This is a genomic window from Brevundimonas sp. MF30-B (genome assembly GCF_004683885.1).
GTDB lineage: Bacteria > Pseudomonadota > Alphaproteobacteria > Caulobacterales > Caulobacteraceae > Brevundimonas.
This window is the reverse complement of record NZ_CP038440.1, coordinates 954,149-967,620: the sequence shown is the minus strand read 5'-3', so window position 1 is coordinate 967,620 and position 13,472 is coordinate 954,149. Positions and strand designations below refer to the sequence as shown.

Sequence of the window (13,472 nt, the reverse complement as noted above, 5' to 3'; positions counted from 1 at the left end):
GTCTTCTCTCTAGGGAAGATCGCCTCGCCGGATCGACCCGGCTGACATGGGCGCCCGGGTCATTGATGCAAGTTTTATGAAACGAACCCCCGCTCGCTAAGGCAAGCGGGGGTCGCGGTTTTCAGTCGGCCTGTGTCTTTCAGGCGCTCTTCTTGTCGTCGGAGTCCGAGACTTCCTCGAACTCCGCGTCGACCACGCCGTCCTCGGCGGGCGGAGCCTCAGGAGCGTCGCCGCCCTCGGCCTGGCCCTGCTGAGCCGCATACATGGCCTCGCCCAGCTTCATCGAGGCCTGAGCCAGGGTGTTGGTCTTCTCACGCAGGGCTTCGGGGTCCGAGCCTTCCTTGGCCGCCTTCAGGTCATCGAGGGCGGACTGGATGCCGGCCTTGGTGGCCTCGTCGACCTTGTCGCCGTGGTCGGCCAGAGCCTTTTCGGTCGAGTGGATCAGGGCGTCGGCCGAGTTCTGGGCCTCAACCAGTTCCTTGCGGGTCTTGTCCGCCTCAGCGTTGGCTTCAGCTTCCTTGACCATCTTGTCGATGTCGGCGTCCGACAGGCCGCCGTTCGCTTGGATGCGAATCGACTGCTCCTTGTTGGTCGCCTTGTCTTTGGCGGTGACGTGGACGATGCCGTTGGCGTCGATGTCGAAGGCGACCTCGATCTGCGGCATGCCGCGTGGCGCCGGCGGAATGCCCATCAGGTCGAACTGACCCAGGATCTTGTTGTCGGCCGCCATGGGGCGCTCGCCCTGGAAGACCCGGATCGTCACGGCCGACTGATTGTCGTCGGCGGTCGAGAAGACCTGGCTCTTCTTGGTCGGGATCGTTGTGTTGCGCTCGATCAGCGGGGTGAAGACGCCGCCCAGGGTCTCGATGCCCAGAGTCAGCGGGGTCACGTCCAGCAGCAACACGTCCTTGACGTCGCCTTGCAGGACGCCGGCCTGAACAGCGGCGCCCAGGGCCACGACCTCGTCGGGGTTCACCCCCTTGTGCGGCTCCTTGCCGAAGAACTTCTTCACGGCTTCCTGCACGGCGGGCATGCGGGTCATGCCCCCGACCAGGACCACTTCATCGATGTCCGCCGCCTTCAGCCCGGCGTCGGCCAGGGCCTTCTTGCACGGCTCGATGGTGCGGGTGATCAGGTCCTCGACCAAGGCTTCCAGCTTGGCGCGCGACAGTTTGATGTTCAGGTGCAGCGGGCCCGAGGCGTTCATGGTGATGAACGGCAGGTTGACCTCGTACTGGGTGGTCGAGGACAGTTCCTTCTTGGCCTTTTCGGCCTCTTCCTTCAGGCGCTGCAGGGCCAGCTTGTCCGAGCGCAGGTCGACGCCCTGCTCCTTCTTGAACTCATCGGCCAGGTAGTCGACCAGGCGCAGGTCGAAGTCCTCGCCGCCCAGGAAGGTGTCGCCGTTGGTCGACTTCACCTCGAACACGCCGTCGCCGATCTCCAGGATCGAGACGTCGAAGGTGCCGCCGCCAAGGTCGTAGACGGCGATCTTCTGACCGTCGTTCTTGTCCAGGCCATAGGCCAGGGCCGCCGCGGTAGGCTCGTTGATGATGCGCAGGACATCCAGGCCGGCGATCTTGCCGGCGTCCTTGGTGGCCTGACGCTGGGCGTCATTGAAATAGGCGGGAACGGTGATGACGGCCTGGGTGACCTTTTCACCCAGATAGGCCTCGGCGGCCTCCTTCATCTTGCCCAGAATGTAGGCCGAGACCTGCTGGGGCGAATAGTCTTTTCCGTGGGCCTTGACCCAGGCGTCGCCGTTCGGACCCTTGACGATCTCATAGGGCACCATGCCCTTGTCCTTCGCCACGACGGGGTCGTCGAAGTTGCGGCCGATCAGGCGCTTGATGGCGAAGAAGGTGTTGGTCGGGTTGGTCACCGCCTGGCGCTTGGCCGGCTGGCCGACCAACACTTCGCCGCCGTCCTGGATGGCCACGACCGACGGAGTCGTGCGGTTGCCTTCCGCGTTCTCGATGACCTTGGGGTTCTTGCCGTCCATGACGGCCACGCACGAGTTGGTGGTGCCCAGGTCGATGCCGATGATCTTTGCCATGGGTGTCTCTGTCTCTCCGTTCGGCGGGCGATGCGGCGGCCTTCGAAGGAAGCGCCGCGCTTGACCGCCCCCAGGGGTTGAAAAGCTTGGGTCTGACGATGGATGGCCCCACCAACAGCGGGGTTTCTCCGGGTTGGCTCGGATATGGGAAAGGCCCCGGCCCCCGCAAGGCCTTTTGTCGCTTTCTAGCGCCCCGTGGAGCCGAAGCCGCCCGCGCCGCGCGCGGTGTCGTCCAGGCTGGCGACCTCGACCGGCGCGGCCTGTTCGACGCGGGCTATGACCATCTGGGCGATGCGCTCACCCCGACCGACGACGAAGGGCGTCTGGCCCAGGTTGATCAAGATGACGCCGACCTCGCCACGATAGTCGGCGTCGATGGTGCCGGGCGTGTTCAGGCAGGTGACGCCGTGCTTCAGCGCCAGACCCGAGCGCGGGCGCACCTGCGCCTCAAAGCCGGGCTCCAGCGCCATCTTCAGACCCGTGGGGATCAGGGCGCGCTGGCCGGGCTCAAGCGTCAGCGGCGCGTCCTCGGCCACCGCCGCGCGCAGGTCCATTCCGGCCGAGCCGGCGGTCTCATAGGCCGGCAGGGCCAGGCCCTCGGCGTGGGGCAGGCGCAGGAAGCGGACAGTGCTCATCAACGGGTCTCGAAATGGCGGGCGACACTGTCGGCCAACTGACGCGCGACCTCGGTCTTGGACTGGCGGGGCCAGGGCTCGGCCTGACCGTCGCGGGTGAACAGGATGACCTGATTGCCCTCGGCGCCGAAGACGTCGTCGGACACGTCGTTGCCGACGATCCAGTCGCAGCCCTTGCGGGACAGCTTGGCGCGGGCGTTGGCCTCCAGGTCCGCGGTCTCGGCGGCGAAGCCGATCACAAGGGCGGGTCGCCGAGGACCGGGCGCGGAGACGCCGGCCAGAATGTCGGGGTTTTCGATCAGGGCTAGGGACGGGGGGCCGCCCGGCGCCTTCTTGATCTTTCCTGACGCCACGTCGTCTACGCGCCAGTCGGCCACGGCGGCGCTCATCACTGCGATGTCGGCCGGAAGCGCCGCCTGGACCGCCGCCTTCATCTGGGCCGCCGTCTCCACGTCCACCCGCGTCACACCGAAGGGTACCGGCAGAGCGGTGGGACCTGACACCAAGGTGACCTCGGCGCCCAGCGCCGCCAGGGCCGAGGCGATGGCGTAGCCCTGCTTGCCGCTGGAGCGGTTGGTCAGGCCGCGCACGGGGTCGATCGGCTCGAAGGTGGGCCCGGCCGTCACCACCGCGCGGCGGCCGGCCAAGGGGCGCGCGGCCTCGCCAGCCAGCAGGTCGCCGATGGCCTGAAGGATCGCGGCCGGCTCGGCCATACGGCCCGGACCGTATTCGCCGCACGCCATCTCGCCGTCGTCCGGCCCGACCCAGCGCACGCCGTGAAAACCTTCGAAACCGGACAGGCGGTCGACATTGGTCTTGACCGCAGGATGGGTCCACATCCGCACATTCATGGCAGGAGCCATCAGCACCCGCTTGTCGGTGGCCAGAAGGGTGGTCGAGGCCAGGTCGTCAGCCATGCCGTTGGCCGCCTTGGCGATCAGGCCCGCCGTCGCCGGCGCCACGACCACCAGATCGGCCCAGCGCGACAGTTCGATGTGGCCCATGGTGGTTTCTTCGTCGGGCGCGAAGAGGGCCTGGCGCACCGGATGGCCGGACAGGGCGGCCAATGACAGCGGCGTCACGAACTCGGCGCCGCCGGTCGTCAGGACGACACGCACCTCGCCGCCCGCCTTGCGGATCAGGCGGATCAGCTCCAGCGCCTTGTAGGCGGCGATGCCGCCGCCGACGATCAACAGGATTTTGCGTGCGCTCAGGTCAGGCTGGGCCATGGCCTCCTCTAGCCGTCGGCGGGCTTTTGGTCGAGAAGCCGCAAAAAGAACATTGCACGAACCGTAATGATCCGCTTAGGTTGTCCTTCAGGGGTATCCAGGAGGGTGGGCATGCGAGTGGTGATGTGTGCGGCTGCGGCCGCCCTGTTCGTCGCGGGCTGCGACAATGGCGCATCGGCGGTCGAGACGCGCGAACGGTCGGGCTCGACGCCCGGAGAGGGCGCCACTCTGACGGCCACTGCCAGCTTCCCCGAACCGCAGGCGGCGCCGGTCGAAAAGACCGCCGTCACCGCCAATCGCCGGGAAACCGCCGACGCCAAGGTCCAACGCCTGTACGAGCGCAACGGCGCGGCTTTCGGCGCCCGTTCCGCCGACGACTATCTGAAAAAGGTGCAGGATTTCACGACGCGCACGCCGCGCGACGCCGAGACCGTCAAGCGGCCCAATGGCGATACCCTGATCTATCAGGCCTCGACCAACACCTTTGCGGTGGTTGCTCGCGACGGCACGCCGCGCACGATGTTCAAGCCGAATGACGGGCCGACCTACTGGGCCGAGCAGAAGGAAAGAGCGCCGACGTTCGGCCAGCGGCGGTCCGGCCAATAGCCCGCCTCAAGCCGACGCGTCGTCCGTCCTGTTGCCGCTCAGTTCGCGGGCCAATTCGAGCAGCATCTTCTGATGGCGTGCAGGCAGGCTGGGCGCCAACCGAGCCAGTTCGATCGTATGGCGCGTCGAGGGGTAGTCGTGCTCGAACGCCGGAGCCTCGTCTTCGCCCACGCCCGGCGCGGCGTTGGTCAACCCGTCGAAGAAGTAGCCGATGTCCACCTTGAAGAACCGGGCGATGTCCCAGAGCTTGGACGCCGAAATCCGGTTGGCGCCCTTCTCGTACTTCTGGATCTGCTGGAAGGTCAGCCCTAGAGCGCGCCCCAGATCGCTCTGATTATACCCCAGGCTGATGCGCTTTTCGCACACCCGCCGCCCCACGTGTCTGTCGACCGGATGAGGACCGTCCGGTCCGCCGCCTCTGGCCATCGTCGTATCCCATCACGAAATCGTTATAGCGTGTAAGAGATGCGCCTGTGCGGGGGCGCTGTCACCTGAATTCTCCACGCCGTTGAACAGCTGGCCCGCACGCCGAAGACTATCCGACCGCTATTCGCCGAGGCGCGATTTTCGTCTCAAGCCGCCGCGCGGCGTCAGCCCTGAGGCGATCAGAAGCACCCACAGGATCCAGAACCCCACATCGCCCCAGCGGCCGTAAGGCGTGACGCCGGTCGGCAAAGGCAGGCGGGCATCGATCACGCCTGCCTCTCCGGGCTCCAGCCGTTCGCCGTCGACGATGCGGCCCCAGGGGTCGATCATGGCCGAGATGCCCGTCGGTGTGGCCCGCGCGACCGGCAGGCCGGTCTCGATGGCGCGATAGCTGGCCAGGTTCAGATGCTGACGCGGCCCCGATGTGCGGCCAAACCAGGCGTCGTTTGAGACATTGGCGATCCAGGCGGGACGCCCCTCGGCGCCCGGCGTGAAGCCCGGATACAGGCTCTCGTAGCAGATCAGCGGCTGGACCGGCGCGGCGTTGGGCAGGCGGATCGGGGCTGGCGTCGGTCCGGCGGAGAAGTCTGACGGCACATGCACCAGACTGCGCACGCCCAGCCGGCTCATCAGCGCGCCCAGCGGCAGATACTCGCCGAACGGCACCAGCCGGTGCTTGTCGTAGACGGCGGCGATCCGCATCCCGCCCTCGGGCAGACGCTCCAGCGCGAACAGGCTGTTGAAATAGCGCGCCCCGCCCTCGGCCGCCGGATCGATCTCGCCGCGGCCCAGGCCGATCAGCAGGGTCTGGCCGGGCGTCAGGGCGCCGGCGATCAGGTCTGCGTCAGGACCGGAGAAGACCTGGTTGGCTGTGGCCGGCAGGGCGCCCTCGGGCCAGATCACCACGTCAGGCGTCACGGCGCCCGGTTGCGCAGTCAGGGCCAGGTAGCGATCGACGATGCCGCGATAGGCCTCGGGCGTCCATTTGGACTCCTGATCGACATTGGCCTGAACGATGCGGACGGTGGTCTGAGACGGCGCGACGACCGCAGCCGACAGCCGCGCCTGGCCGAAGACGAACAGGGCCACGAGCGCGCCCGCGCCAAGGCCGGCCACCGCCGCGCGCCGAGGCCGAGCCACAGGGTCGAACACCACGCCGAACGCGGCGAAGGCCGCGACGGTCACGAGGCTCAAACCATAGACGCCGACCACAGAAGCGAACTGCGACATGGCCCCGCCGGCCGCCCAGGCAGCGCCCGCAGGGTTCCAGGGAAATCCCGTCAGCACATGACCGCGCAGCCACTCCAACAGGCAGAACAGGGCGGCGAATAGCAGCACGCGGCGCACGCCCGCAGGCGCGAACCGGCGATACAGCGCCGTCGCCGCCCCGAAGAACAGGCCCAGCCCCATCGGCAGAAGGCTGGCGGCGAAGGGCGCCATCCAGGCCTGTTCCGGATTGACGAAGAAGGCCTCGGCCACCCACCAGCAGCCGATGAAGAAATAGGCGAAGCCGGCCAGCCAGCCGACCCAAAAGCCCCCGCGCACACGCCCCGACCGCTCGGCCAGCAGCATCAGCAGCGGATAGCCCAGCAGGCCCGGCAGCACGCCGAACGGCGGGTGGGCGAACGCCATTCCCGCCCCGGCCAGCAGCGCCAACGCAATGCGGCTCCACCGGCCGGTCAGCACGCGGTCCAGCATTTCAGTCAGGCTCCAGCGCATAGGGATCAGCCACGCCGAGCGCGGCCAGGATGGTGCGCTCCTCGGCCTCCATGGCCTCGGCCTCGGCGTCGTCCTCGTGGTCGCGGCCCAGCAGATGCAACACGCCGTGCACGGTCAGGTGCGTCAGATGGTCGGCCAGCGCCTTGCCCTGAGCAGCCGCCTCGACGGCGCAGACGCCGGACGCCAGGATCAGGTCGCCCAGATGCGGACGGGCGCTGTCGGGCGCCGGAAACGACAGCACGTTCGTCGGCCGGTCCTTGTCGCGGAAGCGGCCGTTGATCTCGGCCACGGCCGCGTCGTCGGTCAGCAGAACGACGATGTCGCCCTCTACGGTCCCCAACGCCGCCTGGGCCGCGCGCTCGACCACGGCCTCGACCGCGCCGATGGCGCGCCAGGCCTCATCCTCGACCTCGATTTCGATCATGCGGGCGCGTCGAGCTCGGGCGCCGCGCGATAGCTGGCGGCGTCGGCGTCGTAGGCACGCACGATCCGCTCGACCAAGGCGTGGCGCACCACGTCCTCGGCCTTGAAGGCCTGGACGCCGACGCCCTCCACCTTCTCCAGGATGCGCAGCGCATGGCGCAGGCCGGAATCGCGCGGGTTCAGCAGGTCGATCTGCGACGGATCGCCCGTGACCACCATGCGCGCGCCCTCGCCCAGGCGGGTCAGCACCATCTTCATCTGAAGGCGGGTCAGGTTCTGGGCCTCGTCGATGATGACGAAGGCGTGGCTGAGCGTGCGGCCGCGCATGAAGGCGATGGGGGCGGCTTCGATCTCGCCCTTCTCGCGGCGGCGGCGTACGTCATCGACGCCCAAGATGTCGTTCAGCGCCTCCCAGATGGGGGCCAGATAGGGATCGACCTTCTCGTTAAGGTCGCCGGGCAGGAAGCCCAGCTTCTCGCCCGCCTCGACGGCCGGGCGGGTGATGACCAGCCGATCCACCTGCCCCCGTCGCAGGAGAGACGCGCCATAGGCGGCGGCCAGGAAGGTCTTGCCCGTGCCCGCCGGCCCGACGCCGAACGTCAGTTCGCAGCGCCCCAGCATTTCCAGATAGCGGGCCTGCGCGGCGGTCTTTGGTGCAATGGCGCCGCGGCGGCCCACCGGCAGGGCGGGCGTGTCGGCGACCGACTTGGCGCTTGATCCCTGGCCCGGTCGCGGCTGAGACATGGCGGCGCCGACGGCGGTGCGCACATCGGCCTCGGTGATCTCGGCGCCCGTCTCGGCGCGCTGGGCCAGGGTGTCGATGACGCGCTTGGCCTGGGCGCGATCGCGCGCCGAGCCATTTATCGACACGCCGCCGCCGGGCGTCTCGACCAGCACCTTGAAGGCGTCCTCGATCAGGGCGACGTGGCGGCTGTTCGGCCCGATGACGGCGCGCAACGCCATGTCGTCCAGCGCCAGAAACTCGGACTCTCTCGCCATGGATTAGTTTTTCCCTATCGCGCGGCTCACGGAGCCTCGCTGCGTGATGGGGCCCCGATCGCTTGGCTGACCGCGCCTTGCTGCTGGAGGTGCGCCGCCTGTGAATGGATGAGCCGTCCCGCCAGGCTGTTCTGCTGGCCGCTGACGATCTCGACCGGAACGATCTGACCGATCAGATGATCCGCGTCCTCGACGTGGACCGACTGCAGATAGGGCGAGCGGCCGATGGCCTGGGCGCCATGGCGGCCCTTTTTCTCGAACAACACCGGCAGGACGCGCCCGGCCTGGCTCTGGTTGAAGGCGACCTGCTGCTCAAGCAGCAGGGCCTGCAGCGCGTGCAGCCGCGTCTTGGCGACCTCGGGCGCGACCTGCGCCGCCATGGTGGCCGCCGGCGTGCCGGGCCGAGGCGAATAGATGAAGCTGAAGGCCGAGGCGTAGTGCACGCGCCGGACCAGATCCATCGTGTCCTCGAAATCGCGCTCCGTCTCGCCGGGGAAGCCGACGATGAAGTCGCCCGACAGCGCCATGTCGGGCCGCGCCGCGCGGATGCGGTCAATCAGGTCGAAATACTTCTGGCGCCCGTGCTTGCGGTTCATCAGGCGCAGCAGGCGGTCCGACCCCGACTGCACCGGCAGATGCAGATAGGGCATCAGGGCGTCCAGTTCGCCATGGGCGGCGACCAGGTCGTCCGACATGTCGTTGGGGTGGCTGGTCGTATAGCGGATGCGGTCGATGCCGGGGATGTCGGCCAGCGCATAGGCCAGCCGCGCCAGGGTGGACGGCTTCCCATCGGCGCCCTCGCCGTCATAGGCGTTGACGTTCTGGCCCAGCAGGGTCAGCTCGCGCACCCCGCGATCGGCCAGGGCCCGCGCTTCGTCCAGCACGGCGGCGACCGGCCGCGACCATTCCGCGCCGCGCGTATAGGGCACCACGCAGAAGGTGCAGAACTTGTCGCAGCCTTCCTGCACCGTCAGGAAGGCCGTCACGCCGTCGCCGCCGCGCTCAGCCGGCAAGGCGTCGAACTTGTCGACGGGGGCGAAGTCCGCGCCGATGCGCTCGCCGCGCGCCCACGCCGTGCGCGTCAGCAGTTCGGGCAGCTGGTGATAGGCCTGGGGGCCGACGACCAGATCGACCGCGGGCTGGCGGCGCATGATCTCTTCGCCCTCGGCCTGGGCCACGCAGCCGGCGACGGCGATGGTCATCCCCCCCTGCCCTGCTTCGCCGCGCGCCTCCTTGAGCACGCGCAGCTTGCCCAGTTCGGAATAGACCTTCTCGGCCGCCTTCTCGCGGATGTGGCAGGTGTTCAGGATGACGAAGTCTGCGTCGTCCGGCGTCTCGGTTGGCGCATAGCCCAGCGGGCGCAGCACGTCGGCCATGCGCTCGCTGTCATAGACGTTCATCTGGCAGCCGTAGGTCTTGATGAACAGACGCTTGGCCGTCGGCCCGGACTTCGGCTGTGCAAGGGTGTCGCTCATGTCCGGCTTATGGTCGCCGAAACGGGCGTGGGCAAGGCGGCGGCCGCCTCACGCCTCGATCTTGTCGGGGTCCACGGTCGCGGCCTGGCGACGATAGATCAGCCCTTCGCGGTCCTCGGGCGACGCGCCGGGGATGGCCTTGCCGTAAAGCTCGAGCTTGTGGCCGACCAATTCGAAGCCCAGCCGCTGGGCGATCTCGGTCTTGAGCCGCTCGATCTCGGCATCGAAGAATTCGATGACCTCGCCCGTCTTGGTGTCGATCAGGTGGTCGTGGTGGTCGTCGCCAGCCTCTTCATAGCGGCTGCGCCCGTCGCCGAAGTCGTGCTTCTCGACGACACCCGCCTCTTCGAAAAGGCGCACAGTGCGGTAGACGGTGGCGATGGAGATGTGCGGATCGATGGCCGAGGCGCGGCGGTACAGCTCCTCGACGTCCGGGTGGTCCTCAGCGGACGACAGAACGCGGGCGATCACCCGACGCTGTTCGGTCATGCGCATGCCGCGTTCGACGCAGAGTTTTTCGATCCGATCCATGGAGCGGGACAATAGGCGGACGATCACGCCCTGGGAAGCCGCCCGGGCAAGTTGAGAGTGAGAATGAGCGCGTCAGCGGCAGGCCCGTCCCGACGCGCATAATAAGCCTTTCGCCGCCCGGCCGCCTCGAAGCCGGCGCGGCCGTAAAGGGCGCGGGCGGCGGCGTTGTCCTCGGCCACCTCCAGGAACAGCCGCTCGGCGCCGAGCGCGGTCGCCGCCACGGCCGCGCGTTGCACCAAAGCCAGCCCCAGTCCGGCCCGGCGCGCCGCCGGTCGGACCGCCAGGGTCAGGATTTCCGCTTCGTCGGCGACCACGCGGATCAGGATGAAGCCGTCGGCCTCGACCTCGGCGGCCACGCCGGGCTGCGACAGCAGGTCAGCGAAGGCTTCGGCCGACCAGGGCGCGTCGAAGGCCTCGGCGTGCAGGGCCGCCAGGGTCGCCGCGGCCGATTGGCTCATGTCGCGCGGACGCGGGGCGCGCCCGCCTTGCGGCTGGGCGGCGTGGCGTCGGGCGCGCGCAGATACAGGGGCCGGGCCGGCTCGTCCGCCGAGGCGGCCTGGGTCAGGCGGGCCAAGGCCTCAGGCGAGGGCGCGGGGCGGTCGTCGATGTCGCAGTCGTCCTGGGCCAGCAGGGCGGCGCCGGAGCCGATCAGGCGCACGGGTTCGTCGGCCAGGCGCTCGAGCGCGATGGCAGCGCGGGCCTCGTCCAGGCTGAGGGCGCGTGCCTCGTCCAGCGGGCGGCCGTCGCGGAACAGGCGCGCATACACCTGGCCCCGCCGCGCATCGATGGCCGCCAGCACCAGGCCGGGACCGCCGTCCGCCGCCAGGGCGTCCAGGGCCGAGACGCCGACCACGGGGCGATCCAGCGCGGCGCCTAGGCCGAGCGCGAAGGCCAGCCCGACCCGCAAGCCGGTGAAGGAGCCCGGCCCGACGGTGACGCCGATCCGGTTCAGGTCGTCGAAGGTCAGACCGGAAGCCGCCATGGCGTCGCGCGCCAGGCCGCCCAGCCGCTCCTGATGGCCCTTGCTCATCACTTCCTGACGAACGGCCAGAGGCCGGCCGTCCTCGAACACGGCCGCCGTGCAGGCGCCCAGCGCCGTGTCGATCACCATTAGACGCATGACGCAGCCGCCCCGCCCGCACGGATCAGGCCGCCAGAACCTCCACCAGATTGCGCAGCGCGCGCCGAACCTGAGGATCGGGCACGCGGCTCAGCGGATCGAGCGGTTCTGGAGGACGCGCCTCCGCGCCCATGGGCGGAAAGAAGGTTTCGACGCCGCAGCCCAAGGCCGCCGAGAGTCGGTGCAGCCGCGAGGCCGAGACGCGGTTCTGGCCGGTTTCGTACTTCTGAAGCTGCTGGAAGCTGACGCCCAGACGCTCGGCGAGGGCCGATTGCGACAGGCCAAGCGCCTGCCGCCGCTCCAGGATTCGTTCGGCGACGTGGGCGTCGATCGAGTCGGCGGTGCGGGCGCGATTGGGCATGGGCGTCTCCGGAGCGAGAGCCACATCGTTTCATGAAACGATTCTTGTTGCAACTTTTCCGTTTCATTCTGCGTCAAGCCTTGCGGTGACCGCCGAGACTTCGGCCACGTCGGCCCTGGCCAGGGTCTCGCAGCGCGCGCCGTCCGCAGACGCAAGCAGGATGAGATTATCGGCGTCAGCCTGATCGAACAGCCGCACCCGCTGGGCCCCGTCGAGCATGCGCACGACGCAGCCCTGACCCCGCCGGGGCCAGCGGCCGATCTCGTATTCCAGCACCACGCCCGATGCGGCCCAGGGCGCCAGGTCGTCGCTGGACAGCCGCAGGCGCTGGCGTCGCGCCGGCGGCGCGCCATCGAACGCGCGGCCCTTGGCTTGAACGCCGGTCGCGGGCTCGGGCGTCGCCGCGCCTTCTGAGCGCGCCGCGGCCAGGGCCAGGTCTTCGGTCGTGGCGTCTAGCGCCGCCGTCAGCCGCTTCTGGACATCGGGTCGATAAAGACCCTGCCGACGGCCGGCCTCGTAAAGGCCCCAGCCCTGGCTGGTCAGGCCGCAGCGCGCGCCGGCCTCGGCCTGGCTGAAGCCGCGCGCACGACGAAGCTCGGCCAGGGCGGCACCCAGTGCGATGGCGTCAGCGTCGGGATTGAATCGAGCCATGAGCGATCATGCCGCGCACGGCCGTCTCAGGCCATGCGAAATCGTTTCAGCGGATCAGATCGTCTGTTCCACGCTGGTCACTTCGGGGATGTAGTGGCGCATCATCTGCTCGACCCCGGCCTTCAGCGTGGCCGAAGATGAAGGGCAGCCGGCGCAGGCGCCGCGCATGCGCAGAGACAGCACGCCCGTGGCCTCGTCGAAGGAATCGAACAGGATGTCGCCGCCGTCCTGGGCCACCGCCGGGCGGATGCGGCTGTCCAGAAGGCCTTTGATCTCGGTGACGATCTCGCTGTCCTGAGCCGTGTCTTCCGCGACGGCGTCGCCGCGCAGGGTCGGACGGCCCGAAACGAAGTGGTCCATCAGGGTCGACAGCACCGGCGCCTTGATCGCGCTCCAGTCCGGGCCTTCGGGCTTGCGCGTCACCGAGACATAGTCGGCGCCCAGGAAGACGGCCTCGACGCCTTCAAGTTCGAACAGAGCCTCGGCCAGCGGCGAACCGGCCGCGCCGGCGGCCTCGTCAACGGTGCGATAGTCGCGCACGGCCTGGGGCGAAACCTCGCGGCCGGGCAGGAACTTCAGGACGTCAGGGTTGGGAGTGACTTCGGTCTGAATGAACATGGTCGCCAGATGCGCCCTGACGAGCCCCGCTTCAACCCCTGCCCTCAAGTCGCGAGCCGCCGCGCGGCGAGCCCAGGGCCAGAATCAAGCCAGATCCTCAATGTCGGTTTCGGTCAGTTCGCCCGGCACGATGGTGATGGGCAGCTTGCGGCCGGTGAAGGCGCCGCCCGCCTTCATCACCGCCGAGACCAGGGGGCCGGGCCCGCGATGGCCGGCCGCCAGGACCAGAATCTTGATCTCGGGATCCTCGCCGACGACCTTGCGGATCGCGCCTTGGGGATCGCCCTTTTCGATCAGGAAGACAGGCGGCGCGCCCGAACGCTCGGCCGCCTCTTCGCCCAGGCGGTTCAGCAGCATCTCGGCCTCTTCACGCTGCTGGCGGTCGATCTCGTCGCGCGCGCCGGACCAGTGAGCGTCCGACCCGTCGGGAATGACCCGCAGCAGCACGACCCGTCCGCCCGTCGAGCGGGCGCGCCGGCTGGCGAACCGCAGGGCCGCGTCGAATTCGGGACTGTCGTCCACGACCACCAGGAACTTACGCGGCATCAGGGCTCCCCCGCCGAAAGGCCGCGCATCATGCCTGCGACCGGCCGCCCACGCGAGGGGCGGCCGGTCAATGATTCGTC

Annotated in this window: 16 protein-coding genes; 1 reads left to right on the top strand and 15 read right to left on the bottom strand. The window is 68.9% G+C overall.

Features of this window, described 5'->3' with window-relative positions:
* Nucleotides 1–139: 139 nt before the first annotated feature.
* The 3 genes from dnaK to coaBC form a co-directional block, all read right to left on the bottom strand.
* Nucleotides 140–2,053: a molecular chaperone DnaK gene (gene dnaK / locus E4M01_RS04920; RefSeq protein ID WP_135061956.1), complete on the bottom strand. Its 1,914-nt coding sequence runs from the start codon at nt 2,051–2,053 to the stop codon at nt 140–142.
* 185 nt (nt 2,054–2,238) lie between these two features.
* The gene (dut, locus tag E4M01_RS04915; protein ID WP_135061957.1) at nt 2,239–2,688 is read right to left on the bottom strand and encodes a dUTP diphosphatase; all 450 of its coding nucleotides are present in this window, start codon (nt 2,686–2,688) and stop codon (nt 2,239–2,241) included.
* Nucleotides 2,688–3,917, bottom strand: coding sequence for a bifunctional phosphopantothenoylcysteine decarboxylase/phosphopantothenate--cysteine ligase CoaBC (gene coaBC, locus E4M01_RS04910; protein WP_135061958.1), 1,230 nt, complete (start codon nt 3,915–3,917; stop codon nt 2,688–2,690). The genes dut and coaBC overlap by 1 nt, the downstream gene beginning before the upstream one ends.
* A gap of 111 nt (nt 3,918–4,028) precedes the next feature.
* Here coaBC and E4M01_RS04905 point away from each other — a divergent pair, with 111 nt between their 5' ends.
* A complete protein-coding gene (locus tag E4M01_RS04905; protein ID WP_135061959.1) occupies nt 4,029–4,523 on the top strand; it encodes an S-type pyocin family protein in 495 nt (164 codons plus the stop codon).
* Between the two features lie 6 nt (nt 4,524–4,529).
* Here the strand turns inward: E4M01_RS04905 and E4M01_RS04900 are convergent, their stop codons facing one another.
* From E4M01_RS04900 to E4M01_RS04845, 12 genes are all read right to left on the bottom strand, one after another.
* Nucleotides 4,530–4,949: a helix-turn-helix domain-containing protein gene (locus E4M01_RS04900; protein WP_135061960.1), complete on the bottom strand. Its 420-nt coding sequence runs from the start codon at nt 4,947–4,949 to the stop codon at nt 4,530–4,532.
* 120 nt (nt 4,950–5,069) lie between these two features.
* Nucleotides 5,070–6,668 carry an apolipoprotein N-acyltransferase gene (lnt, locus tag E4M01_RS04895; RefSeq protein ID WP_135061961.1) on the bottom strand — a complete coding sequence of 533 codons (1,599 nt, stop codon included), beginning with the start codon at nt 6,666–6,668 and terminating at the stop codon, nt 5,070–5,072.
* A complete protein-coding gene (gene ybeY / locus E4M01_RS04890; RefSeq protein WP_135061962.1) occupies nt 6,649–7,092 on the bottom strand; it encodes an rRNA maturation RNase YbeY in 444 nt (147 codons plus the stop codon). Before ybeY ends, lnt begins: the two co-directional genes overlap by 20 nt.
* On the bottom strand, nt 7,089–8,090 hold the full coding sequence (locus E4M01_RS04885) for a PhoH family protein (protein ID WP_135061963.1): 1,002 nt from the start codon (nt 8,088–8,090) through the stop codon (nt 7,089–7,091). Before E4M01_RS04885 ends, ybeY begins: the two co-directional genes overlap by 4 nt.
* A 26-nt stretch (nt 8,091–8,116) precedes the next feature.
* The gene (gene miaB / locus E4M01_RS04880; protein ID WP_135061964.1) at nt 8,117–9,565 is read right to left on the bottom strand and encodes a tRNA (N6-isopentenyl adenosine(37)-C2)-methylthiotransferase MiaB; all 1,449 of its coding nucleotides are present in this window, start codon (nt 9,563–9,565) and stop codon (nt 8,117–8,119) included.
* A gap of 48 nt (nt 9,566–9,613) precedes the next feature.
* Nucleotides 9,614–10,096: a Fur family transcriptional regulator gene (locus tag E4M01_RS04875; RefSeq protein ID WP_135061965.1), complete on the bottom strand. Its 483-nt coding sequence runs from the start codon at nt 10,094–10,096 to the stop codon at nt 9,614–9,616.
* Between the two features lie 23 nt (nt 10,097–10,119).
* On the bottom strand, nt 10,120–10,554 hold the full coding sequence (locus E4M01_RS04870; protein ID WP_135061966.1) for a GNAT family N-acetyltransferase: 435 nt from the start codon (nt 10,552–10,554) through the stop codon (nt 10,120–10,122).
* A complete protein-coding gene (gene tsaB, locus E4M01_RS04865) occupies nt 10,551–11,216 on the bottom strand; it encodes a tRNA (adenosine(37)-N6)-threonylcarbamoyltransferase complex dimerization subunit type 1 TsaB (RefSeq protein WP_135061967.1) in 666 nt (221 codons plus the stop codon). The genes E4M01_RS04870 and tsaB overlap by 4 nt, the downstream gene beginning before the upstream one ends.
* Before the next feature lie 25 nt (nt 11,217–11,241).
* Entirely contained in the window at nt 11,242–11,577 is a 336-nt protein-coding gene (locus tag E4M01_RS04860) for a helix-turn-helix domain-containing protein (protein ID WP_135061968.1), read from the bottom strand.
* Between the two features lie 63 nt (nt 11,578–11,640).
* Complete coding sequence (locus E4M01_RS04855) at nt 11,641–12,228, bottom strand: helix-turn-helix domain-containing protein (RefSeq protein ID WP_135061969.1); 588 nt, start codon at nt 12,226–12,228, stop codon at nt 11,641–11,643.
* A gap of 54 nt (nt 12,229–12,282) precedes the next feature.
* A complete protein-coding gene (locus E4M01_RS04850) occupies nt 12,283–12,846 on the bottom strand; it encodes a NifU family protein (RefSeq protein ID WP_135061970.1) in 564 nt (187 codons plus the stop codon).
* A gap of 84 nt (nt 12,847–12,930) precedes the next feature.
* Entirely contained in the window at nt 12,931–13,392 is a 462-nt protein-coding gene (locus tag E4M01_RS04845; RefSeq protein ID WP_135061971.1) for a universal stress protein, read from the bottom strand.
* Nucleotides 13,393–13,472 lie beyond the last annotated feature (80 nt).

What these genes read in the sequence shown, in the direction of transcription:
- dnaK (WP_135061956.1), bottom strand. Translation starts at nt 2,053, where the DNA reads ATGGCAAAGATCATCGGCATCGACCTGGGCACCACCAACTCGTGCGTG.
- dut (WP_135061957.1), bottom strand. Translation starts at nt 2,688, where the DNA reads ATGAGCACTGTCCGCTTCCTGCGCCTGCCCCACGCCGAGGGCCTGGCC.
- coaBC (WP_135061958.1), bottom strand. Translation starts at nt 3,917, where the DNA reads ATGGCCCAGCCTGACCTGAGCGCACGCAAAATCCTGTTGATCGTCGGC.
- E4M01_RS04905 (WP_135061959.1), top strand. Translation starts at nt 4,029, where the DNA reads ATGCGAGTGGTGATGTGTGCGGCTGCGGCCGCCCTGTTCGTCGCGGGC.
- E4M01_RS04900 (WP_135061960.1), bottom strand. Translation starts at nt 4,949, where the DNA reads ATGGCCAGAGGCGGCGGACCGGACGGTCCTCATCCGGTCGACAGACAC.
- lnt (WP_135061961.1), bottom strand. Translation starts at nt 6,668, where the DNA reads ATGCGCTGGAGCCTGACTGAAATGCTGGACCGCGTGCTGACCGGCCGG.
- ybeY (WP_135061962.1), bottom strand. Translation starts at nt 7,092, where the DNA reads ATGATCGAAATCGAGGTCGAGGATGAGGCCTGGCGCGCCATCGGCGCG.
- E4M01_RS04885 (WP_135061963.1), bottom strand. Translation starts at nt 8,090, where the DNA reads ATGGCGAGAGAGTCCGAGTTTCTGGCGCTGGACGACATGGCGTTGCGC.
- miaB (WP_135061964.1), bottom strand. Translation starts at nt 9,565, where the DNA reads ATGAGCGACACCCTTGCACAGCCGAAGTCCGGGCCGACGGCCAAGCGT.
- E4M01_RS04875 (WP_135061965.1), bottom strand. Translation starts at nt 10,096, where the DNA reads ATGGATCGGATCGAAAAACTCTGCGTCGAACGCGGCATGCGCATGACC.
- E4M01_RS04870 (WP_135061966.1), bottom strand. Translation starts at nt 10,554, where the DNA reads ATGAGCCAATCGGCCGCGGCGACCCTGGCGGCCCTGCACGCCGAGGCC.
- tsaB (WP_135061967.1), bottom strand. Translation starts at nt 11,216, where the DNA reads ATGCGTCTAATGGTGATCGACACGGCGCTGGGCGCCTGCACGGCGGCC.
- E4M01_RS04860 (WP_135061968.1), bottom strand. Translation starts at nt 11,577, where the DNA reads ATGCCCAATCGCGCCCGCACCGCCGACTCGATCGACGCCCACGTCGCC.
- E4M01_RS04855 (WP_135061969.1), bottom strand. Translation starts at nt 12,228, where the DNA reads ATGGCTCGATTCAATCCCGACGCTGACGCCATCGCACTGGGTGCCGCC.
- E4M01_RS04850 (WP_135061970.1), bottom strand. Translation starts at nt 12,846, where the DNA reads ATGTTCATTCAGACCGAAGTCACTCCCAACCCTGACGTCCTGAAGTTC.
- E4M01_RS04845 (WP_135061971.1), bottom strand. Translation starts at nt 13,392, where the DNA reads ATGCCGCGTAAGTTCCTGGTGGTCGTGGACGACAGTCCCGAATTCGAC.